We start from the raw sequence: 23538 nt of genomic DNA, 5'->3' as shown, positions 1-23538 counted from the left end.
GCCTTGAGGTTATCGGCCATCGAAGGCCCAGCCACAGCCCTCGCTGTACTGGTGCGGGCCCTCCCGTCACGGCCTCGGTAGCTGGCTGACCAGGTGGCCACCGACCACGCCCGGTATCCAGGAGAGCGAATCGGCCGGACCCGGCCAACCGGACCTCTGCCCCTACCTGGATTCACGGCGTTCTGTTAGTCCTTCTGCATGACGTACGATCACCGGATGGTGCAGACCGCCACTCTGGGCGGTCGCCTCTCCTACGACCCCGTCTTCCTCCCCATGGAGCGGCACCTGGCCCTGGAGTTCAAGGACCGCGACCCGGAGGCCACCTTCTGGTGTGGTGAGCTGCTCGGCGGCTGCGGCGGCCAACTGGGGGTCAAGATCTACTGGGAGAAGGTCGCGCACTTCGCGCACCACTCCAGTACCAACCAGTGCACCCGGCAGTTCGGCGGGATCGACAGCGCGGATCACCTCTTCGCTGGCAAGCACGTCAACCGCTGGCTCAGCGCCAACGGCCTGACTCAGCGAGAACCACGCTTCGAAGGGGACTTCGACACCGGCGGCACCTGCCACCGGCTCACCCTGCCCGCCATCGGTGAAGAGCCGACGATCCTCTTCGAGTTCACCAAACACGTGAACCCCGGTGTTCAACGTCTGCTCTCCCAGGGGCTCGACCGGCCACAGGCCTGGTTCGTGCAGAACAACTCCGAGCTGGTCCAGCGCCTCACCCGCACCGACGGGCACGCCCTCCGATTCCGTATGCGGACCGAAGGGTTCGAGAGAAGGGTCGACGTCGGAACCACCTCCCCTGACGGCCAGACCTGGTGGCGACCGATCGAGGAATGCTCCTTGGAGATAGAGCACAGGTCGTCCCCGCCTCCGATGGCGCTCCCCAAACCCGTGGTTGCCCCTGCCCCGATGCCGAATCCACGAGCTCGTGGTAGGTCGAGAGAGCCCGGGCAGATCCTCCCCCACCCCCGCATCGAGCGCCTGCGCACCGCCCTGAAACAAGGAGACTGGAAGGAAGCACGCCAGTCCAGTGACCGCCTCCTGTGGCTCCTGAAGGGAGCCAAGGACATCGGAATCACTCACTATCGCGGGGAAGCCGAGGAGCTGCTGGAAATCAGCAGGAAGGCCCTGCGACACCTGATGCCCAGGGCCACACTGACCGTGCACTCACAGGAGCGGGTGACCGCACCGAGCACTACTCCGGTGCCCGCCCCCAGGCAGAGCCAGCCGACGCCGAAGACCGCCGGGATCCCGACCCAGCCAAGGCGATCCAAGAACAAGAAGCAGAACCGGCGCAGGGGCTCGACCTCAGCGGTGCCCGCGCAGCGTTCCGAGCTCGCCACCAAGGTGGACGAGAACGCTCTGCTCAAACTCCAGGAGCGGTTCAACAACCAGCGCCAGTGAGGTGGGGGTCACCAGCTTGTTAGGCTCAGCGCTCGCGCTGAGCCTAACAAGCTGGTGAGACACTTTCCTCCTGGATCTCCCCCTACCCCAGGAGGTTCTCCCGCCTGGCCCAGGCTTCGAAACCTCCCCTGGCGAAGGGCAGCCGCATACCGGACTCCAGCAGGGTGTCCGCCAGGGAGGAAGCGCCAGGCAGGGTGAGGTCACCCCGTACGCAGGCATCGGCAATCAATCGCATGGTCCCGCAGACGACCAGCCCATAACGCTTAGCGACCTTGCGAGCGTCCCTGTCATCGATCACCAAGGTGCCGCCCTGGAGATCGGCGTAGGCGCACAGCATGGTCTCACCGATGTTGTGATCGTCCTTGAGTGACATCCGAGTGCTCCAGGTACCGAATCTGCGCAGGAACTCCAGGGAGTCCGTCGGCACCGTGCGGACCCAGGGCGCAAGCACCACCACAGCGTGCGCGTCGGGATCATTGCGCCGCACCTCGTCGAGTACCGACTGCGTGGTCAGGCAGTCGTGGCCTCTGACCAGGTCACCAAGCACGTCCAGGCGATCGGCCTTGGCTGCGTGCAGCAGCGGGGAAGCGTCGAACAGGAAGGGCTCGTCGAAAGGGGTCAACCCGTCAGTCCTCGCTGAGGTCTCGGAGTTCGATCTGTCCGCGCATCATCTCCACCGCGCGCGCGGGTGTGATCGCATACTCTCGCAAGGCTGCGACGACCGCAGACGAATACCTCGGAGAGACTCGGATCGAGGCCAGGTCGGGCTGCGGTTTCCAACCCACCGCTTCCCTGAACTCGATCTCCGTGGGTACGCGCCCCCGGAGCTTACGCAGCTCACCACCGTCCAACGTGCCAGAGCGCCGAAGCTGCGCGATCGCGAGGCTCCACGACACCCGGTACTCAGCGGCCAGTCTCACCAGAGCGTGTCGGCGGCTCTCTTCGTCAGGTGCCGCCAACACCTGGTCCAGCTGACCGCTCGGCAGCAGGAGCTCCGCAGCGAAGACCTCCACCGCACGCTCCCGCTCTTCGCGTGGGGTGTGCACGCCGAGATCGTTGGAGTACTCGTCGCCCAACACCATGTGACCCAGCTCGTGAGCGGCGGTGCTACGCCGCCGACCGGGTTCCTGATCCAGGCGGATAACCGCGACCGCGACATCTCCGTCCACGAGCGAGGCACCGTCCGATGTCAGCGGAGCCACCGCCAGGAACTGGCCAGCGCTCTCACAGACATCAGCCACTGACTCGATGGGAGCGTCTCCCAAACCGAGACGGGTCCGAATCCAGCGGGCCGCATCCCGGGCCGAGTCGAGGTCTGTGACCCTGTGCGGGTAGAGCGCCAAGGGACGCGGGGTCAGCGTGCCCAGGTCAATGAGCTGGCGTACGTCCCTCAGCCACTGGGCGAGTTCGGCTTCGTTCCGGTAGGCGCCACGCGCAGCGGTGCTTTCACTGAGCTCCTCCGCTTCGGTGGTGGCTGCCCGGCGCGACACCACTTCTGGGGTGGGTGAGAGGAAGTGCGTGACCGGGTAGTCGAGCACCCTGGCGATGGCGGTCAACTCCATCGCGTCGACGCGCCGGGCCCCCTTCTCCAACTTGGAGATCATGCTGCGTTCCAGGCCGACCCGGTCAGCCAGATCCTGCTGGGACAGACCCATGGAGGCGCGGCTGTCCCGCACGCGCTCGCCGATGCTCTCCCAACTCAGCTGATCCATCATGTGTGCGATCATCGCACAGCTAGCCTAGATCAAGCTGATATACCCATATGTAAATTTGGCTAAATTTACAGTGCCTACCCCTTCACCGAAGCCGGGACCAGGAAGGTGACCGCCACCGGGAACCAGCGCGCCCGACGGTCGGCGTAGCGGTGGCGCAGGGCCGCCTGCTCCTCAACCTTGCGTTCGGGCAACTCTTCCAGACGGGCCCGCAACGCCTCGCGGTCCTGCCGGAGCTGCTCCTTCTCACGAGGCTCGAAGAGGCTGGTCTGCTCCCAGCGCGGGGTGTCGTCCAGAGCCGCCTTGATCCCCGCCGCCAGCTCGTCCAGCACCAGGCCGATCGCATCGACCTCCTCCTCGCACTTGCGGTCCAGGTCCCGCTGGACCGCCCTGAACCGCTGATTGGCGCGCTGGTGCAGAGCTCCGCCGACCGCCTTGTCCAAGGAAGGCCACAGGTCGACCAACCGCTCCCGGACCGGCTCGGGGGCCAGGCGTTCGGTGGCGACCTCCATCCAGCGGTCGATGTCCTCCTCCTTGGCCCGTACGAACGCGCCCTGCTCGATCCGGCCACCGGCGAGCAGCACCTCCTCGTGCAGCCGGGTGCCCTCCGCGCCGGTGATCACCACTCGGCCGTGCGCCACGACCGCCGGCACCCGCAGCACATCGGATTCCACCACCCGCGCGGTGACCCGGCTCAGCTTCGACCCCTGGGACCACAGCTCCTCCCGAAGCAGGGTCAGGCACAGGTCCACCAGGCGGTGCTTGAGGTGCAGCAGTACCAGGTCGTTGCGGCCCACCACGGCGTCCGGATCAAAGGTCACCAGCCGCTCGGCCCCGGTGACCGGATGCGCCAGACCGCCGTTGCGCGCGCTCGCCCACGCCCCGGCCAGCTCCGGAAGGCGGAAGCACCTGGCGGTGACGCCCTCGGGCGGGTCGGCGTCGATGAGGTCTTTGCGGTGGGCCAGGTCCAGTCCGACGCGGACCACCCGCTCCAGGGTGTCGGGGGTCAGGTCGAGACGGTCACGGCTCCCGACCAGCGCGGCTGCCAGTTCCTCCACCCGGCGGTTCAGCTCCCGCTGAGTGCTGAGCCGGGCCACCCCCGCCCGGGAAGCGATCTCGCTGTCGGTCTCGGCCCACTCCGCCCGCCTGCCCAGCATCTTCTGTTCGACCTGGAGGGCGATGACGTCACCGGCGCTACCAAGGTCCTCACGGATGCGGTCCACCTTCTCCACCGCGATGCGCAGGAAACCGAGTTCGTCCTCCAACGAACCCGGTTCGGCGGCCTCCCACCCCTTGGGCACGAAGTGGGTGACCTCCACCTGGTCCGCCTTCTGGCCGTGCCGGTCCACGCGGCCGTTGCGCTGTTCGAGGCGGTTGGGGTTCCAGGGGATCTCCCAGTGCAGGATCCGGTGGCAGTACCGCTGGAGGTTGATGCCCTCACTGGCGGAGTCGGTGGCCACGAGGATGCGGACCTTGTCGAGGTCGGGGCGGTCGGTGAAGACGTTCTTGACCCGCTCGCGCTCCTCCGGGTCCTGGCCGCCGTACAGCTGGGCCAGCCGCTCCCCGCCCTTGCCGCCGTACCCGGCGGCGATGAGCCGCTCGCGCAACCAGCGCTGGGTGTCGCGGTACTCGGTGAAGATGATGACCCGCTCGTCGGTCCAGTCCGCCTGGTCTCCCGGTCCGAGCGGCTCTCCGTCGACGCCCGGGTGGAAGAGGATCGGATCCAGCCAGGACTTCAGGGCCGCAAAGCGGGAGTCCGAACGGCCCTGGGCCTTCTCCGCCCAGGAGCGCAGGCCGGTGAGCAGTCCGCGTTCGTGTTCGGTGAGTCCGGGGGCGCCACGGCTCACCGTGCCGAACACCTCCGCCTCGGTCTCCTGGTACTCCTCCTCGTGTTCGGAGGTGGCCGCCAGGCGCTCCTGGAGTACCGGCAGGACCTCCTGGGCCGGAGCCTGCTCGGCGGCGCTGGAGGCCTCGTCCGCAGCACCCTTGGCGTCCATGGTGGCCAGGTGGGTGGTGACGGTCCTGGCGAAGGCCTGCGGTGAGGAGAACAGGCGCTTCTTCAGCAGGGTGGTGACGAAGTCGACCGTGTGGCGACCTCCCTTGCCCACCCGGTCGCGGCGGCTGTCGGCGTATTCCACCAGGGTGCGGTGCGCTTCGCGCTCAGCCTCGGAGTAGTCCACTTCTGCGTAGCCGAGCACCCGTGCGGGGAAGCGCGCCGTGCCGTCCCAGCGCTTGGGCAGGTCTCGCTTGAGTCGGCGGACCATGGCACGGTCGAGCTGTTCGTCGGAAGGCTTGACCCCGCGGGCGAAGCGCTGGTCGTCCAGCAGTTCCAGGAGGGCGGAGAACGACTCGGGGTAGCCGTTGTGCGGGGTGGCCGACAGGAACAGCCGGTGTTCGCAGTGCGGCGCCAGCTCCCGGATCGCCTTGGTGCGCAACGAGTCGACCGCGTACCTACCGCTGCCCGCGGGGGCCACGTTGTGCGCCTCGTCCACCACCAGCAGGTCGATGGTGCGCGGGTAGCGGGGGCTGGCGGGCAGGATCTCGCGGAGCATCCGCCGGGGACGCTCACGCTTGAGCCAGTCGATGCTGACGATCAGGCGGGGGTAGTGCGTCCAGGGGTTGGCGTACAGACCGCGTTCGCGGCGCAGTCGGCGAACCAGGTCGGCGTCGACCACCCGGAAGTCCAGGCCGAACTTGTCGCGCATCTCGTCGTGCCACTGGGTGGTCAGCCCGGCCGGACACACGATGAGCATGGTCCGGGCCCGGTGGCGCAGCTGGAGTTCCTGCATGACCAGCCCGGCCTCGATGGTCTTACCGAGGCCGACGTCATCGGCGATGAGCAGGTTGGTCCGGGGCATCGACAGAGCCCGCACGACCGGTTCGAGCTGGTAGTCCTCGATCTCGATCCCCGAGCGGAAGGGGGCCTGGAGAGAGGTGCTGTCCGCCGAGGTGATGGCGCCCCAGCGGACGGCGTGCAGGAAGGCGTCCAAGCGGACGGGGTCGTCGAAGCCCAGCGCGGGAGCGGGCAGGTCTCTGCCCTCGTGGATCCGGGTACCCACCTCCAGCTCCCAGAGGACCTCGATCCGGTCAGTGGAGACATCGTCGCCGATGCTCACCAGGGACACCATGTGCTGGGGCCTGCCGGTGACCCGGGTGGGGTCACTGGAGACGATCCGGGAGGCGCGCACGTCGGATACCACCCACTGGCGGTTGCGGACGGTGACCAGCTGCCCGGTGCTGGGTGCCGGTGTGCCGCTCTCGCCGATCGCTTCCTCGGAATGGGGACCGAGGACCTCGATGTCCGCCGCGCTTTGGGGAGTCATGCGTGCGCCGCCCTTCGTCGTGTGTGCCTCCGTCATACCAGGGGCCGGTGTCAGCGGTGACGCCTACGGTGTCGATGGCCCTCGTGTGCAGGGACGTAGACCATCCGAACAGCGATGACGGAGGATGCTTTGTTGGAGACAGCCAATTCCACGATCACCTTGGCGAAGGAGTGGCGGAAGGGTGGTGACCCAGGGCTGTTTCAAAGTCGGGTTCGTGACCCATCAGCGCTGATCACAGCCTCGTAGCGATCCGGTCGAAGCCCGCACCAACGAGCAACGGAGCCCGCTAGAAGATCAGGGACTTCCACATCTCTGACTTCCAAAGGACTCCGTTGCGCCCCCAGTCTGCCATGCCCGCCACCGGCCCCGTCGACCTTCTCGGCAAGCTCGCCCGCCTCGCCGACCCCCGCTCGCCGCGGGGCCGCCGCCACAGCATGGCCAGCGTCCTGTTCTGCGCCCTGTGCGCGATGCTCGCCGGAGCCCGCCACCTACGGGCGATCGGCCAGTGGGCCGACGCCGCACCGCAACACACCCTGGCCCGCCTGGGGTGCCGGATCTCCTGTCCGGCCTTGGGGGTGCGTACCGCTCCGTCCCCGGCGACCATCCGCCGGGTCCTGCTCGCCTTGGACCCCGAGGCCCTGGCCGCCCTGGCCCGGCCCGATGTCCTTGAGGTGGTGGCGGTGGACGGTAAGACCCTGCGCGGATCGGCCACCCCCGCCGAGGCGGCGGTGCACCTGCTCGCCGCCCTGACCCCGGACCGGCGCCTGGTCGCGCAGGTGCGGGTGCCGGCGGGCACCAGCGAGATCGACGCCCTGGCCGTGTTGCTGGACGGTGTAGACCTGACCGGCGTCGTGGTCACCGCCGATGCCCTGCACACCCAGACCGACACCGCCACTCACCTGGTCGAGAAGCTGCACGCCGACTACGTATTGACCGTCAAACGCAACCAGAAGACGTTGTTCTCCCAGGTCAAAGCACTGCCCTGGGCTCAGGCTCCCACGCTGGCCACCACCCGCGAGCGCGGCCACGGGCGCGCTGAGACCCGCACCGTCAAGGCCATCGACCTCGCTGGAAGGACGGATTTCCCGCACGCGGTCCAGGCGGTGCGCCTTCGCCGCCACGTCAAAGATCTGCGTACCGGGAAGGTGTCGTGGACCTTGGCTTATGCGGTGACCTCGCTGGAGGTGGAGCGGGCGGACGCGGCCCGGATCGGCGCTCTGGTGCGTGGACATTGGGGCATCGAGGCCTGGCACCACGTCAAGGACGTGTCGCTGGGCGAGGACGGCTGCAAGGTCCGCTGCGGGCACGCCCCCGACAACCTGGCCGTGCTGCGAGCTCTCGCCCTGGGGTTCTTGGGCCGGTTGGGGCAGGACACCGTGCCCGACGCGATCCGGTGGGTGTCGTATGAGGCGTTCATCCGCCCGCTGGACGTGATCGGTCTTCGCTGACCAGCACGAACATCACCGCTCACCGAGAATGAAACAGCCCTGGTGGTGACCTGCCTTATCGGGCGATGGCGACAGTGGCCTCAATCTTGGTCCTGGGGTCTCTTTACCACCAGGAACGCCCATCCGACCTGCTGTCAGAGTTCTTCACCTGGCTCGGAATGGAAGCGGTGGGACAGTGGTTCGGACCGGAGGCACCACCGTTCATCGCCAACGGGTCACCTGCGGCTCAGCAAATACTCTCGGGTGCCCTCACTGCCCTGTTGGTGTGGATGGTATTAGCACCGACCAGCCGCGAAATTTATGAGAACGCACCTGCCGGAAGTCATTCCTGGCGTATGCTGACAAGCCGAGCTCCGGCAACCTTCTGGATGATCCTTCTACTAGCAGCTCAACAAGGGGTCGACTCGGAATTCCTCCGGAACGTTCGCGGAGCAATTAGTGAATTTATCCTGGGATCGCTAACTTTTATTTTCGTAATCACCTTGGCGATTTTCGTCTTGCGCTTGGTTCTCCCGAGTGATCCCAGTGGCCGCAACCACCGACCCTCGTTCGCTCTGCCAAAATGCGTTGCTGTCGCGACGATTTCAACGGCATTCACAGTCCCACTAGCCGCTATCGGCGCCCCGATCCTCGCCATCATGTGGCTGTTCGAATGTGAATCCCAGTACTTCAAGGACGCACGTAAGGAGCGGATCCGCCAAGAGGTCGAGAACACCCCCGCACCGACCGGAGCAGTCGGCAACCCCCTCCCCCGAACCCATAACTTTCCGCAGCCGCCGCACCCTGATGGGACGCTCAAGATGCGGTGACAGATCGGTACCGGGTACCGGAAAGCCCGCCCCCTCCAGGGTTTCGGTCCCTATGCTGAGGGGGCAGGCCCCTCCCCTGGACGCCCCTCCTCCGCCCCCTGTCCCGGAAAGGCTCCCGTGCCCCAGCTCGCGATCGCCAAGGACTTCCTCACCACCTACGCGGCACTGGACAAGAAGCTGCGCAAGGCCGTCGACGAGGCCCTGGACAAGTTCGCCGACACCTACTTCGCCGGCGGCCACCTGGAGAAGATCACCGACAGCCGGGACCCCCGTTGGCGAACGCTCCGGATCAACCAGGGCTACCGAGGCGTTGTGCTCGCACCCGATTCCGGAGACGTGTTCCTCCTGGTGACCGTGCTCGCGCACACGGAGGCCTACCGGTACATCCGCAACCGGCGCCCCTCCGTCAACCAGGCGCTCGGGGTCCTGGAGTTCCGGGACGAGACCGCGCTGGACACGATGAGCACCGCACTCGCCCCGGTGGCCGCGGCTTCGGCCGACACCCTGTTCGGGGCAGGGCTGTTGCAAAGTCGGGGATGAGTAGCGTTATCACTGATCACAAGCCTGCAGCGATCCAGTAGAAGACCCCACACACAACAACGGAGCCCTGGTAGAAGGTCAGGAACTCTCACACCCCTGGCCTCACAAGGACTCCGTTGCGCCCCCAGTCTGCCACGCCCTCTCCCGCCCTGTCCGCGCCCACCGGAGAAGAAGCCGATCCTCGCGATCGGCGGGGCCGCCGCCACCGCCTGGGCTGCATCATCTTGATCTGCCTGTGCGCCGTGCTCTGCGGAGCCCGCTCCCTGACCGCGATCGGCCAGTGGGCGCATAACGCACCCCAACACACCCTGGCCCGCTTGGGAGCCCGCATCACCCGCCCCGAACTCGGAGTGCGCACCGCCCCCTCTGCGGCCACGATCCGCAGGGTGCTGACCAGCCTGGACCCCGCCGCGCTGAACCGCATGAGCACCGCCGCCGACCTGGCCGTGCTCATCATCGACGGCAAAAGCGTGCGAGGCTCGCGCACCCGCCGCTCCCAGGCCGTGCACCTACTGGCCGCGATGACCCCCACCGGACAGGTGGCCGCTCAGATCCGGGTGGCGGACAAGACCAGCGAGATCCCCGCTCTCCAGGACGTCCTGGCCGGGATGGACATCGAAGGCACTGTGATCTCCGCTGATGCGCTGCACACCCAGACCGATACCGCCCAGCACCTGGTCAAGGAACGCAAGGCCCACTACCTACTCACCGTCAAACGCAACCAGCCAACCTTGTTCAACCAGGTCAAAGCACTTCCGTGGAGGCAAGCGCCCGCCCTGTTCACCGAAGCCTCGCGTGGGCACGGGCGCCAGGAGAGGCGCACGGTCAAGGTGCTCACCGCTCCCCGGATCGCTTTTCCCTACGCCTGCCAGGTGGTGCGGGTGCACCGGTGGGTCAAGGAGGTGGCCACTGGCCGGGTGCGGCGCACCTACGCCTATGTGATCACGAGTTTGTCCGCAGAGCAGGCCGGTGCTGCCCGGTTGGCGGGCCTGGTGCGGGGTCATTGGCGGATCGAGGCGCTGCATCATGTGCGGGACGTGAGCTTTGGCGAGGACGCCTCCAGGGTGCGGTGCGGGAACGGCCCACAGAACATGGCGATGCTGCGCAACCTGACGATTCCGCTGCTGACGGAGCTGGGGATGACCAGCATCCCCGAAGCGATCCGTTGGGTGTCCTACGAGACCTTCACTCGCCCTCTAGAGCTACTCCAGATCCCCTGAACAGGGGCAACGAATCCCTCACCCGACTTTGCAACAGCCCTGTGTTCGGGGAGGTCCCGGACAAGCACTTCATCCAGCTGGGAATCGACGCGGACACCATCCGAATCGCCCGACTGCTCCCCGACGAGAACCACCTGGACGCGCTGGCGATCATGATGCCCAAGGCCCAGCACGACGCTCTTACCGCGTTGGCCTCGGGAATGTCCCCGGACGAGGTGTGGGCCCTGCTCAGCCGTGAGCTCGTCGAGGAGGTCAGCGCGCAGGATGTCGACCCCGACGACCTGGCCTCGGCGATCAGGCGCAGCCCCGACCAGGCGGTGTTCGTGGAGGGCCCCGAGGAACTGCGGGAACTGCTGGAGCACCCGTTCGACGTGTGGCGGACCTTCCTGCACCCGCGTCAGGAGCGCATCGCCCGCCGGGACTGGTTCGCGGGGCCGGTCATGGTCACCGGTGGCGCGGGTACCGGTAAGACGGTGACCGCTCTGCACCGGGTGGCGCACCTGGCCGAGCGGTATGCCCCGGACGGGCAGCAGCTCGCCCTGGACACCGGTGAGGTCACACCCGCACAGCCCATCCTGCTCACCACGTTCACCACGACTCTGGACGCGGCGCTGCGCGCGCAGCTCGAACTACTGGTGCGCGACGATGACCGTCGGAAACTGGTCGACGTGCGCAACCTGGACAAGGTCGCGCACCAGGTAGTGCGTCAGGTGTACGGCAAGCTCGAATTCCCGAACTCGCGTGAGCTGACCGCGCTGTGGGACCGGCACGCCGGGGGTTCGGACGTGTCCGGCAGGTTCCTGCTGGAGGAGTGGGAACACGTGATCCTCGCGCAGGACCTTCGCACCGAACGTGACTACCTGAAGGCCCGACGGCACGGGCGGGGACGCTCCGGGCGGATGGGCCCCGAGCAGAAGCGTCGGGTGTGGTTGGCGGTTCTGGCCGCTACCGAGGAGATGCGCGCCAACGGGCAGTGGACGTTCACCTGGTTGGCCTCGGAGGCCGCCGACATCCTCAACCGCACCGGGAAACGCCCCTACCGGCATGTCGTGGTGGACGAGTCCCAGGACCTGCACCCGGCCAAGTGGCGATTGGTACGTGCGTTGGCTCCCGAGGGCAGGGATGACCTCTTCGTCGCGGGCGATCCGCACCAGCGCATCTACGACCACCGCGTGTCCATGGCGGCGGTCGGGATCAACGTGCGCGGCCGGAGCCACCGTCTGACCGTGAGCTACCGCAGCACCCAGGAGATTCTCTCCTGGGCGGTCCGGGTCCTTGGCACCGCACCGGTGGAGGGGTTCGACGGAGTGCGTTCCCACCTGACCGACTACACCTCGCCCCTGCACGGACGGACGCCGACCGTGCACGCCCACCCCACGGAGCAGGCGGAACTGGACGCGCTCACCCAGGTGGTCTCCGGGTGGCTCACCTCCGACGTCGAACCCGGCACGATCGCGGTCGCGGCCCGTACCGAGGCCCTGGTCAAGGAGATCAGATCCGCTCTGGCCGCCGAAGGCATCGATACCTGCGGTCTGGCTCAGGATTCCGGGGTCAGGGTGGGCACGATGCACTCGATGAAGGGCCTGGAGTTCCGGTGTGTGGCGGTGGTCGGTGCGGGGGCCGCCTACCTACCCCTGGAGTCCAGGGTCACGGACCTCTCCGAGGACCCGCTCGCCCACGCCCACGACCTGCAACGCGAGCGGAATCTGCTGTTCGTCGCCTGTACCCGGGCCCGGGACACGCTGTACGTGTCGTACTCCGGTGACCCCAGCCCCTTCCTACCGAAGTAGACCCGGTCCTTCCACCCGACTCAGCCACGCTCACTGACCGCCCGTCCGAGATTGCGGAGATATGCAGGCCAACGAAACCACCTTCCGGAACATGGTCGAGGGAACCAAGCAGTTCCAGGTGCCGCTGTACCAACGCCCCTACTCCTGGGGGCGGGACGAGCTCGAACGGCTCTGGAGCGACCTCACCGAACAGGTCGAACGTGACGAGGATCCGCTTACCAGCCGTTCCGCCGGGCACTTCCTGGGTTCGGTGGTGTTGGCGCCCGGGTCGTCCTCGGCGAGCACGCTGACCCGTTGGCTGGTCATCGACGGCCAGCAACGGCTCACCTCGCTCTCCATCGCGCTCGCGGCCATCCGCGACCGGCTGCGCGAGGTGGAGGAACTTGAGGAGGGTGACCCCAGCGGCGCGGACCGGATCAATGACGTCTACCTGGTGAACAAGTACAACAAGGGTCCCGACAAGTACCGGCTCGCGCCTACTCAGGCTGACCGGTCCTCCTTCGCCGCCATCGTCAACGGGCGGCCTGACGCGGGCGGCGACGACAGGGTCGGGTTCGCCTACAACTTCTTCTCCCGCAAGGTCAAGCACTACGGCGAGCGGGAACTCCTCCAGATCGAGGAGATCATCGGGCACCGCCTCAGCCTGGTGGACATCCAGGCGGAGGCGGGCGACAACGTGTTCCGGATCTTCGAGTCCCTGAACAACACCGGCAAGGGCCTCAGCCAGACCGACCTGCTGCGCAACTACGTCTTCATGCTCCTACCGGACACCGGCCAGGAGGTGTACGACGAGGTCTGGCTTCCCATGCAGGAGGAGCTGGGGCCGGAGACCCTGGAGACCCTGGCCTGGCTCGACCTGGTCCTGCGCGGGGACGAGCGGGCAAAACAGAGCGAGGTGTACCACGGGCAGAAGGAGCGCCTGGAGAAGGTGTCCCAGGTCGGCGGTGAAAGTGCCCTGCGCGGCGAGGTGGAACACCTGTGGCGGCTGGGACAACTGTTGCAGCGGGTCCTGGACCCCGTCTTCGAGAGCGACCCGGATCTGGCCGAGGTTCTGGAGCGGCTGGAGTCCTGGGGGAACAAGATCTACCGCCCGCTGGCGCTGCACCTGATGGTGCTCCGCGACCAGGGGCACACCGACACTGACGAACTCATCCGGGCGTTGGGGTACGTGGAGAGCTTCCTGGTCCGTCGCATGATCGCCGGGGTGCCGACTCAGGGCCTCAACAGGATCTTCATGTCCTCTCCCAAGGAGATCCAACCTGGTGGCTCGATCGCGGACTCCGTGCACCGCTACCTGTCCGATCCGCGCCGGCGGTGGCCATCCGATCGGGCGCTGCGCGAAGCCGTGGCCCAGCGCAACTTCTACTGGTCAGGCCAGGCCCTGCAGCGCACCTTCGTGCTGCGCAGGTTGGAGGAGGGCTTCGGTTCCCCCGAGCCGGTGGACTTCGGCAAGGCCAAGGTGAGCATCGAGCACGTCATGCCGCAGAGCATGACCGAGGAATGGTACGAGGTCCTACGCAAGCAGACCGACCCGGACGAGACCGAGATCGAACTGCACGGGCGCCTGCTCCACACTCTGGGCAATCTGACCCTGACCGCGCAGAACTCGAAACTGTCCAACCACATGTTCGAGCGCAAACAGAAGATTTTCCAGTCCAGTGGACTGAGCATGAACCGGCAGATCGCCGATGCTCCCAGTTGGGGAAGGCCGGAGATCGAGGCACGGGCGAATCTGCTCGCCGACCACGCCTGCGCTCTGTGGCCCGCACCGGCAGCCTCCGACGCGCAGACGCCGGAGGAGATCGGTGAGGATCTGGCTCAGCAGCTCGAACACGCGCTGGTGATGCTGGCGGCCGGTCGCTGGACGACGCACCGTGAACTCGCGGTGCTCGTCGGGGCCAAGACCGCGACGGTGTCCCGGCACTTGCACGCCAACCCGGGCATCGGGCACGGGGACCGGGTCTTCCCCGATACCAGAGCCGCGGAGGAGGCGGGGTCAGGACATGAGGGGTTCGTGCCAGCCGCCGCGCTGGCCGAACTGGTCGGGCTCGAGGTGGACGAGTTCGTCGAACGGGAACGACAGTTCCACGCGCTTCTCCTGGAGAACCAGCGGCCCGTGGTCGTGCGAGCGACTCAGGCCCTGATCGACGAGTGGACCGCCGCCGGCGGTGACCTGGTCTGGGGGAGCGGCGCCGACACCAGCTGTTTCCTCCTCACCTGGGACGAGAGCGTGAACGCCGACTGGCGGTGGGCCATCGTGCTCTACCCGGTGTCGGGACGCGCTGAGGTGGTCTTCCAACACATGGCGCGCCGTCCTCCTTTCGACGACGTGGCTCTGCGCAGGGAGCTGCTGCACAAGTTCAACGCGGTTCCCGGAATCGACCTGCCCGAGGACTCACTGAACCGGCGGCCGAGTTTCCCGCTCGATGTCCTCGTTGACGATGGCAGGCAGCGGGTACACCAGGTGCTGTTGTGGTTCCGTGGGCACTGCGAGGACTGGCTGGAGCAACAGATGTGACTCTGGGGCGGGGTTGGTGCGCACGCGCGGGTGCAGCCAACGGGCTCAAGAGCACGTACCCGGAGGGTGCACACTCCCAGCGGAACGCGGGGCAACACAGCACACCCGGCACGAAACGACTCCAAGGAACACGTTGAACACCACCGCACGCGTCTGAGTGTGCCTTCTGCCGAATCGTGCCGGGTGAAGCACCCGCACACCGCATCTGAAAGGACGGAACGCACCTGGCATTCCTGTCGGTCTTCCCAACACCGGGGGCTTCTCCGTCGTCATCCCCATGGCCCACCGCACCAGCTACGTCGTGCTCCTGGTCCCACCGGAGTACACCGCCCTGCACCTGGCCGCTCCCGGGGTCGCCCGCCTGCTGGACGCGGCCTTCCCCGACGTGGCGCGCACCGGGATCATGTACGGGGGGCTACGGTGTCGACCACGCGCACGCCAAACTCTTCCCGATGCACGGAACCGCGGGAAACGCGGGCGAGAACTGGCGCGAGGCCCTGGAAGCCATGGAGGACTTTCCCGACCCCAGAGCCGAACACATACGCGAGCCGCTCACCAGTCGTCTGGACGGCACACACTCCGGCTGACCTCCGGATACCCGCTTCGTCCATGGCTGGTTCTCACACGGTTTCCGGCCCCAGGCCACGAGAGGCTTCCCCAGGGCCGTCCACCGCTTCGCGGTCGTTGCGATACGCCTCCGGTCGGTACTCGCCAGCGGCGCGAGTTCACCTACCAAGGCCTCCAACGGAACCGACAGATAGTACGCCGGGCCCGCCATCACGGGGCAGGCCTGCTCAGTCGGTCATCTCGGTACTGCGGGGCCGCCTCTTCCTCCTTCGCTTCTTCTTTCCCTTGGCGGCCGGGGGCGCGGGGTCCGCGGTGGACACTGTTGCCCGTACATGTGTCTCACGCAGGGTTTCCAGGGCCTTCTTCTCGATCTGCCGGATCCGTTCACGGGTCACCCCGAAGTGCTCCCCGATGGTGTCGAGGGTCTGCCTGTCCCCCGTGGTCCACCCCATGCGCCGTTCGATGACCTCACGTTCCCGGTCAGTTGCCAGACAGGAGAGCATCCCTCTGACCTCCCTACGGTGCTCCTCCTCCAACACCTGGGCCTCCGGTGAGGGCAGAGCGCGGCTCACGTCCTCTCCCACCAGGGTGAGCAGCGTGGTGTCCCCCCGTACCTCGCGGTCCAGGGAGTCGGTTCGGTAGGTGAGGCGGCGAACCTGTTCCACCTCGTCCACCGTCAGGCCGCTGTGCACCGCGACCTCCGCCGCACCGGCACGCCTGCCTCGGATGTTGAGTGCGCGTTCGGCGGCCCCGACCTTGACTACCTTCTCGTGAAAGTGCACCGGAAGTCGGATCAGCGCTCCTTCATCGGCGATCGCTCGGGTGATGGCCTGACGGATCCACCAGATGGCGTAGGTGGAGAACTTGAGACCGCGACCGCCGTCGAACTTGACGGCCGCGTGCATCAGGCCCCTCATACCGTGCTGGAACAGGTCCTCCCTTTCGACCCCACGGCCCTCGAACTTGAGTGCGAGACCGTAGACGAGCCTCTGGTTGTGCAGCACCATCGCGTCGAAGGCCCGACGGCGTTCGTCTGAGGGCTCCAGGGCCGCGAGGTCAGCCTCCGCCAAGGGGGAACCCAGCGGTCGGTCACCCCTCATCAGAGCCGCCAGGCCCACCTCCGCCTGCGCGTCGAGGAGGTCCTTCTCCGGGCGCTTGTTCCAGCGGTCCCGCTCCAGAACCTTCCGGGCCGTATCGACCGCCTTACCCAGGCTCGAATTCTTCGGAGTCGCACTATCCGGAGGGAATTCGACCTGCACCTCGGAAACACCCGAGACCGCCGCTCCCTCCCGCGCAGGCACCTCTTCCGAGGCCAGTTCGGACTCTGGCTCCTCCGCCTCGGAAAAACTCGAACGCCCGATCGATACACCGATTCCTCGCAGACCTTTCGAGAACTCCTCGATTTCGTTCTCTTCGAGCCCGGAGATGCGGACGACGCCGTCGAACGCCACTGGGGAGATCGTTCCCGCATTGGCGTAGCGCCGCGCCATACGCACGATCGCGGACACCCGAGGGCTCAACTCCGACTGCCGCCGCAGCACGGCCGATGCTCGCTCATCAGCCACAGATTCGGGACTTTCGGCCCTGGACGGCTTCGTCTGGCCACCCAGGGTCAGCCCCAGCCCCGGAAGCGCGGCCTCGATCCGACCTCGGGCCACGTCCCCGATTCCCAGATCTCCGCACATGCGTTCGAATTCGTCGAAATCAATCCGTCCGTCGACGGCCCCGGAGCGCATTCTCCTGAGGACAACTTTCGCCAGACCATGCCGACCGGAATCCGACTCTGGTGAAGAGGATAGGTTCGCCATGGTGCAGATAATGTCAGCTGCCGCTGACAAAATGTCTTCACGTACCAGGAAGGAACGGGTCACCGACAGACCACTGCCGCAGTGGTCCCCGATCAGAACAGGTCATGGATGTCCGATCGCTCCACCCCGCAGGATGAGACCGCGGCCCGCCAGCTGCTCGTGTCCGCTCTGCGGCGACAACTCGTCGGTCCCGCGGAGGGTGCGCACGAGGTGCTCTCCGTACCGCCGGATCGCCGCTACCTGATGGGCACGCTGTACCCGCAGGAAGCCGACCTGCACTCACGCCTTCTGGCCGCGGGAGAGGAGGCCGACAGCGACGGAGCCGAGCCCGCCAACGAGGAGAACGTCTTCGCGGACGACCCGACCTCCGATGCCAACGCCTGGCTGCCCTCCTCGCTGGGTTTGTCCCTGTTCACTGACGCGCCCAGCCTGAGCGTCGTCTGCCGCGGCTCCAGATATGTCACCGAACGGGCTGCGGGGACGCGCAACTGGAGCCGCCTTCCCTTGCCGGACGAAACCGTCAGGGCCTTCGAGAGCGCCGACATCCCCGTCCTCGAGGGTCATGCCCTCCTTCGTGTGCGCCGCCGGAACTACGCTGGCGCGTCACTGGTCACGATCGCCCTGGTCAACGCAGCCGTCGCGGAACCGCTGGACTCCGCTGAGGCAACCGGCCGGCCGGCCCGCACCGACTGGGACCGGATGCTCTTCCAGGCATCGTTCAGCGTCGAGCCGCTCGGTGGGACGTTTCTGGAGTATCCGAACGTCCTTCTCACCAGCCGCGACCCAGAGGAAGAGGAACTGCGACTGCAGTACCGGCACGTGCGGACCTTCAGCATCGGCCACGGTTGCGCAGTCGAGGAGCAACGCTCGGACCCCACCGCGGAGAACGGCCCTCCCGACCGGATCAGCACCGAGGTCATGCCGACCGAGGAGGTCCTGAGAGTCCGGCACTCCGGCAGGACTGACACCCGTGCGCTGAAGCTGTCCTTCCTGAGTGACTCCTCCGTTCCCGCTCCGGAACTCGCCAGTGAGCTGTCCGACTTCATCCGCGGCTACCGGAACTGGTACGAGGAACGTGTAAAGGAGGCCGCCGCCCAGGTACCCCCGTGGGGCAGGGAGGCTGCCGCACGCATCCTGGAACGCATCAGCACGGCCATCGACCGGATGGAAGCCGGGACACGCCTGATGTGCGCGGACCCCGTCGCGCTGACGGCCTTCCGATTCGCCAACCAGGCGATGGCCCTACAGATCCGCCACAGCTCCAAGGATCTGGCTGGCGCGCCGCGGACCCGCCACGATCCCCTGCCCCAGGACACCGGCCCCGAGGGCACTTACTCGTGGCGTCCCTTCCAACTCGGATTCTTCCTGCTCTGTGCCAGCGGCCTGGTCGACCCCGCCCACCCCGACCGAGAGGTCGCGGACGTCATCTGGTTTCCCACCGGCGGCGGTAAGACCGAGGCCTACCTCCTGCTCTCCTGCTTCGAGATGATCATGCGGAGGCTGCGACACGGCCCCCGCGGCGGCGGAACCGCAGTGCTCAGCCGCTACACGCTCAGCCTGCTCACGACACAGCAGTTCCAGCGGGCGGCCACCACCGTGTGCGCTCTTGAGTATCTGAGGCAATCCGCTGAGGGACAGCCCGCCCCTGGAGCGAACCTCGGCACCGAACCGTTCTCCATCGGCCTGTGGGTGGGTGAAGCCACCACTCCCAACACCTATGACCGAGCCCACGAGCTCGCCCGACAGCAGCGGGAGGCGGCCCAGCCGACTGACGCCTTCGTCCTGGACCGCTGCCCCTGGTGCGGTACCCGGATCATGCCCGCGAACAAGTCCTCGGACCACGGCGACTACGGTGTGCGGACTTCGCCGAGCTCGTTCTCGTTCTACTGCCCACGCGACGACTGCCGCTTCCACGAGGAACTGCCCGTACGGGTGGTCGACACACACCTGTACGATCGCCCGCCCTCCTTCCTCCTCGGCACCGTGGACAAGTTCGCCCGTCTGGCCTGGGAGCCCAGAGCCGGCCTGTTGTTCGGCAAAGTCGGACAGCTGAGGCCCTCACTGGTGATCCAGGACGAGTTGCACCTGCTCACCGGCCCGCTGGGCACCACGGTCGGGCTGTACGAGTCCGCGATCCTACAGCTGTGCTCCTGGAGCGGGGTGGCACCCAAGGTGGTGGCGTCCACAGCGACGATCCGCCGGTCCGGCGAACAGGTCCGCCGGATGTACGGCCGAGACGTCCAACTGTTCCCTCCCCCCGGGCTGGACGCCCGCCACTCCTACTTCGCCGAACCCGACGAGGACTCCCCGGGGCGCCTCTACGCGGGTGTCATGGCTCAGGGGCACACCGCCGGCCGTGCCACCGTCGCCACCGCGGCCGCTCTCCTGCACGAATCGGCCAGGCTCCCCGAGCAACACCGGGATGACTACTGGACACTGGTCGCCTACCACCACAGCCTCCGCGAACTCGGCCGAACCCTGACCGCGGCCAGGGACGACATCCCCGCCCAGCTCATGGGCATGGGAGGGGACGGCCAGGGGACCCGGGAGCTCACGGAACCGTCGGTCCAGGAGCTCACCAGCAACCTGGACCGGGAGGAGCAGCCGCGTCTGTTGGCGCGCCTGGACGAGGGCTGGCCCTCTGCCTCCGCGGTCTCCTTCCTCGCCTGCACCAACATGCTCTCCGTCGGCGTTGACATCGACCGCCTGGCCCTCATGCTGATGCTCGGCCAACCCAAGGCCGCCGCCGAGTACATCCAGGCGACCAGCCGGGTGGGCCGCGACGTCGTCCCCGGGTTGATCGTGTCGTTCTTCAACACCACCAAGCCGCGGGACCGCTCGCACTACGAAACCTTCGAAGTGTTCCATCGTTCGCTCTACCGACACGTGGAACCCTCGAGTGTCACCCCGTGGTCGATCCCTTCACGCAAGCGCGCCCTGCACGCCGCCCTGGTCATTCTCGTCCGACACGGTCACGGATGGAGCGCCGAGGATGGTGCGTCGCTGATTCTGGACCGCCCGGAGGTCGTGTCCGACGCCGTCGCGAGGATCGTCTCCTGGGTGGAGCGAGCAGATCCCGTTGCGGCCCCCGAAGCCGCCGCGGAGCTGAAGGAGCTCGTTGACGACTGGAACGACGCGGCCGCAGCGGCCCGGCAGGCCAGGGCGAAACTCTACTGGAGCGGTCAAGGCCGCTCGACACGTCACGTCCTGAAGAACTTCGACCGCAGGAACGGCCTGTGGGAGACACTGCACTCGGTTCGTTCCGTGGACCGCGAGTGCCAGATCACCGTGAAGGGGGCCCGCCCATGAACCGGAAACTGCGCGTCCGCCAGGCCCAGACCATCGTGCCGTTCGGAGTCGGGGCGATCGTGGAGACCCGAGGCGAGTCGTTCGTGGCCGCCGACATCTCCCACTGGCCGTCCTCCAGTCCCTGGGTCGACTCCCCCAGGCTCGCGGAACGGCTGAAGGTGACAGGTTTTCGGAGCCTTCCCCCGGCCGCCAATGACTTCTTCGACTCCCCCGACGGCGACGGGGCTCCCTGCGTCCGCTTCCCCTCCTGGCTCTTCTGCGCCTCCTGCCGCCGGATGAAGCGGTGGGCCACCGCTGACGAGCAACCGGGTTCCGCACCGTTGTGCCCGGCCTGCCCCACACCGCAGGTACTCGTACCGATGCGGTTCGTCCAGGTGTGCCCGGCCGGGCACATGGACGATGTCGACTGGTGGTGGTGGGCGCACAGCCGGTCCGGCACTGCCAGCTGCGAGCGCTCCCAGAACCGGCTGTCCTTCCTGGTGGACCGCTCGTCCATCGGTTTGGAGGCCCTGTCCATCGTCTGCCGCGCCTGTGAAACCACACGGGATCTGCTCCAACTCCTGGACCGCGGCCGCGCCCGCTGCACCGGACGCCACCCCTGGCAGGACCGCGGACAGGTGGGCACCTGCACGGAGCAGGCCCGTGTCGTCCAGCGCAACGCGGGCAACGTCTACTACCCGGTCACTATCTCGGCACTGGACATCCCCAGCTCCGGCGGCTCGGAGCCAGACGAAGTGGACCCCCGGACCGCCTCCCTCATCCGAGAGGATCCGCTGTGGCCGGGCCTGTGCCGTCTCCAGGACTCGGCGCGGGCGCAGGCGGTCACCGGGATGATCTGCGAAGCCAACGAAGGCGTCACCCCTGAGGATGTGGCGGCCCTGCTGCGTCTGGAGACGGGCACGGACACCCCCGCGCCGAAGCCCGCTCCGGCCGAGGACACCCCACCGGCCGCAGACCTGAGCTGGGAGGAATGGTCAGCGCTGAACACTTCCACCGCCGTAAGTCAGCGCAACTTCTCGGTGCGGCCCGTCAGCGCGGTTCCTCCAGAGGGAGACTCTGAGGCCGGACAGCTGCTCTGGAAACGCATAGAACGGGTCGTGGTCGCTGACCGGCTGCGCGAGGTGCGTTCCCTCCGCGGCTTCCACCGGGTGCAGCCCTCCCTCCAAGGCATGGTGGGGGCGGACGTGTCAGGGCGCCGCACCTGGCTTCCCGCGATAGAGGTCTTCGGCGAAGGGGTGTTCCTGTCCTTCAACGAGCAGGAGATCGCTCGCTGGGAGTCACACGCCGGGGTACGGGAGCGTGTACGCGATCTGGAACAGGACCTGGACGCCGCATTCCAGAGGGACCGGCTCCATGGAACGGTCGGGGACCGTTTGTTGCCCCGCCTGCCACTCCTGCACACGTTCTCCCACCTCCTCATCCGGCAGCTCTCCTTCGAGAGCGGTTACGGCATCTCCTCCCTGTGCGAGCGAGTGTACGCACGCCCCGGCCAGGACCGGCACCAGGCCGGGCTCCTGGTCTACACGGCCGCCGGTGACGCGGAGGGAACGCTGGGCGGACTCGCCCAGCAGGGCACCTCCGAGCGGTTGGCGGAGACCCTGCTCAGACTCCTGGAATCCGGAGCCTGGTGTTCGGCCGACCCCCTGTGCGCCGAACACGGGGCCCGAGGATTCGCCAACCTCAACCGGGCCGCCTGTCATGCCTGCGCGCTACTCCCCGAAACCAGCTGCGAAACGGGAAACGCCCTCCTGGACCGGATACTGATCACTGGCGGCCCGGGGGTTCCCGGGTTCTTCGAACCGGTCATCGAATCCGCCCGTGACCAGGCGGCGCGCATCGCCCGCGGTAAGGAGTTCCCATGAACGCCGCTGTCAACGGCTCCCTCCGGGTACTGCGGTATCTGGACCTGTCCGAGGAGCAACAGCGGGTACTGGACGCACTTCCCTTCGACGGCAACCACCTGGTGTGCGGCCCAGCGGGATCAGGCAAGAGCGTGCTCGCGGCGCACCGGGCGGTGATGCTCGCCCTCACCGGTACGCCCTCGACCCTGCTCTGCCGATCCAACCTGCTGCGCCAGCACGTAGAACCGGCAGCCACAGAGCTGAGGCCGCAGACCCGGGTGGCGACCGTCCACAGCTGGGTGGGGAGCTGGTACGCGCACGCAGTGGGCGGTCGTCCCCCCACAAGGACTCCCGGCGGGTTCGACATCGACTGGACGGCGTTGCTCACCGAAGCCGTGGGAGCCGCGGAACCCTCCACTCCCGAGGCACTGGTGATCGACGAGGGACAGGATCTTCCTGTGGAGTTCTACCGCTTGTGTCGACTGGCGGGAGCCCGGGTGACCGTGCTGGCCGACGAGCACCAGACCATCACAGAATCCAGGAGTACAACCGCCGAGATCAGGAACATCCTGGCCGCGGAGGAGGTCGGCCTGTCGGAGAACCACCGCACCACACGACCGATCGCTGAATTGGCCGAGCACTTCCGTCTGGGCGGGCCCCCGCCCGTCCTACCGCAGCGCGAGGGGCCGACCCCGCTTGTGGCCAGGTACCGGGCGTTCGCTGAACTCACGACCGAGCTGCGTGCGCATGTCCGTCACCACCCGGAGCGCAGTATCGGCGTGGTCGTCCGGTTCCGTGAACTCCAGATGCGGCTGTTGGAGGCCTTCGAACGGGCCGGTGTTCCCGTCCAGGCCTATGTCGGTAGCGGGCAGGGCCGGTACCGGAACATCGACGCCAGTCGGCCCGGTGTACACCTGGTCACTCGTGCCAGTGTCAAGGGGTTGGAGTTCGACACCGTTTTCGTCCCCGACTGCCATCGCGACACCGCTGACCCAAGCGACCCGGACCAGCGGATGATGTATTACGTCCTGTGCACCAGAGCCCGCCACGAGCTGCGGTTGGGGTTCGCGGGTGACCGCCCTCCCCCGCACCTGGACGGGATCCCCCTCGACCTGTACCAGCCGCAGCCCTGAGGGATCGGTTCGCGGAGTACCTGGATCGGCTGGAACTCGCTCATGAGCAGCTCTCACCGTGGCTCGCGGTCCTTCCCCGCCGCAGGTGTCCGCCCGAACGGTCCGGCAACTGA

General features: G+C 67.3%; 13 protein-coding genes and 2 pseudogenes. 11 read left to right on the top strand and 4 right to left on the bottom strand.

Going from position 1 to position 23538, the window contains the following annotated elements; all coding sequences use genetic code 11:
- Positions 1-198 precede the first annotated feature (198 nt).
- Entirely contained in the window at positions 199-1407 is a 1209-nt protein-coding gene (locus HNR07_RS03685) for a hypothetical protein (RefSeq protein WP_184361913.1), read from the top strand.
- An 82-nt stretch (positions 1408-1489) separates the two neighbouring features.
- Here HNR07_RS03685 and HNR07_RS03680 read toward each other — a convergent pair whose 3' ends face one another.
- The 3 genes from HNR07_RS03680 to drmD form a co-directional block, all read right to left on the bottom strand.
- Positions 1490-2029, bottom strand: a complete 540-nt coding sequence (locus HNR07_RS03680; RefSeq protein WP_184361911.1) for a hypothetical protein — start codon at positions 2027-2029, stop codon at positions 1490-1492.
- A gap of 4 nt (positions 2030-2033) precedes the next feature.
- Positions 2034-3122 carry a helix-turn-helix domain-containing protein gene (locus HNR07_RS03675; protein WP_246420058.1) on the bottom strand — a complete coding sequence of 363 codons (1089 nt, stop codon included), beginning with the start codon at positions 3120-3122 and terminating at the stop codon, positions 2034-2036.
- Between the two features lie 74 nt (positions 3123-3196).
- Entirely contained in the window at positions 3197-6442 is a 3246-nt protein-coding gene (gene drmD, locus HNR07_RS03670; RefSeq protein WP_184361905.1) for a DISARM system SNF2-like helicase DrmD, read from the bottom strand.
- A gap of 332 nt (positions 6443-6774) precedes the next feature.
- On the opposite strand from drmD, the gene HNR07_RS03665 reads away from it, so the two are divergent.
- The 7 genes and pseudogenes from HNR07_RS03665 to HNR07_RS03635 form a co-directional block, all read left to right on the top strand.
- On the top strand, positions 6775-7890 hold the full coding sequence (locus HNR07_RS03665) for an ISAs1 family transposase (RefSeq protein WP_246420055.1): 1116 nt from the start codon (positions 6775-6777) through the stop codon (positions 7888-7890).
- 65 nt (positions 7891-7955) lie between these two features.
- Positions 7956-8699, top strand: a complete 744-nt coding sequence (locus HNR07_RS03660) for a hypothetical protein (protein ID WP_184361903.1) — start codon at positions 7956-7958, stop codon at positions 8697-8699.
- A 117-nt stretch (positions 8700-8816) separates the two neighbouring features.
- Positions 8817-9209 (top strand): annotated as a pseudogene (locus tag HNR07_RS03655) (UvrD-helicase domain-containing protein); the annotation flags it as partial.
- A 146-nt stretch (positions 9210-9355) separates the two neighbouring features.
- Positions 9356-10459 (top strand): ISAs1 family transposase, encoded by a 1104-nt coding sequence (locus HNR07_RS03650; RefSeq protein ID WP_184361900.1) that lies wholly within the window; start codon positions 9356-9358, stop codon positions 10457-10459.
- 41 nt (positions 10460-10500) lie between these two features.
- Complete coding sequence (locus HNR07_RS03645) at positions 10501-12249, top strand: UvrD-helicase domain-containing protein (RefSeq protein ID WP_312893570.1); 1749 nt, start codon at positions 10501-10503, stop codon at positions 12247-12249.
- A 61-nt stretch (positions 12250-12310) separates the two neighbouring features.
- Positions 12311-14767 carry a DUF262 domain-containing protein gene (locus tag HNR07_RS03640; RefSeq protein ID WP_184361897.1) on the top strand — a complete coding sequence of 819 codons (2457 nt, stop codon included), beginning with the start codon at positions 12311-12313 and terminating at the stop codon, positions 14765-14767.
- Between the two features lie 224 nt (positions 14768-14991).
- Positions 14992-15291 (top strand): annotated as a pseudogene (locus tag HNR07_RS03635) (HIT family protein); the annotation flags it as partial.
- 270 nt (positions 15292-15561) lie between these two features.
- On the opposite strand, the gene HNR07_RS35815 reads toward HNR07_RS03635, so the two are convergent.
- Positions 15562-16899, bottom strand: a complete 1338-nt coding sequence (locus HNR07_RS35815; protein ID WP_221318698.1) for a sigma-70 family RNA polymerase sigma factor — start codon at positions 16897-16899, stop codon at positions 15562-15564.
- Positions 16900-17250: 351 nt separating this feature from the next.
- Here HNR07_RS35815 and HNR07_RS03625 point away from each other — a divergent pair, with 351 nt between their 5' ends.
- From HNR07_RS03625 to HNR07_RS03615, 3 genes are read left to right on the top strand one after another with little or no spacing between them, the layout of a single operon-like run.
- Complete coding sequence (locus HNR07_RS03625) at positions 17251-20451, top strand: helicase-related protein (protein ID WP_184361891.1); 3201 nt, start codon at positions 17251-17253, stop codon at positions 20449-20451.
- A complete protein-coding gene (drmB, locus tag HNR07_RS03620; protein ID WP_184361888.1) occupies positions 20448-22313 on the top strand; it encodes a DUF1998 domain-containing protein in 1866 nt (621 codons plus the stop codon). The genes HNR07_RS03625 and drmB overlap by 4 nt, the downstream gene beginning before the upstream one ends.
- On the top strand, positions 22310-23425 hold the full coding sequence (locus tag HNR07_RS03615) for an AAA family ATPase (RefSeq protein WP_184361885.1): 1116 nt from the start codon (positions 22310-22312) through the stop codon (positions 23423-23425). Before drmB ends, HNR07_RS03615 begins: the two co-directional genes overlap by 4 nt.
- The last annotated feature ends 113 nt before the right edge of the window (positions 23426-23538 follow it).

Source organism: Nocardiopsis metallicus (genome assembly GCF_014201115.1).
Classification (GTDB): domain Bacteria; phylum Actinomycetota; class Actinomycetes; order Streptosporangiales; family Streptosporangiaceae; genus Nocardiopsis; species Nocardiopsis metallicus.
Note: the sequence above shows the minus strand (reverse complement) of the source record. Positions and strands in the feature narration are given on the sequence as shown.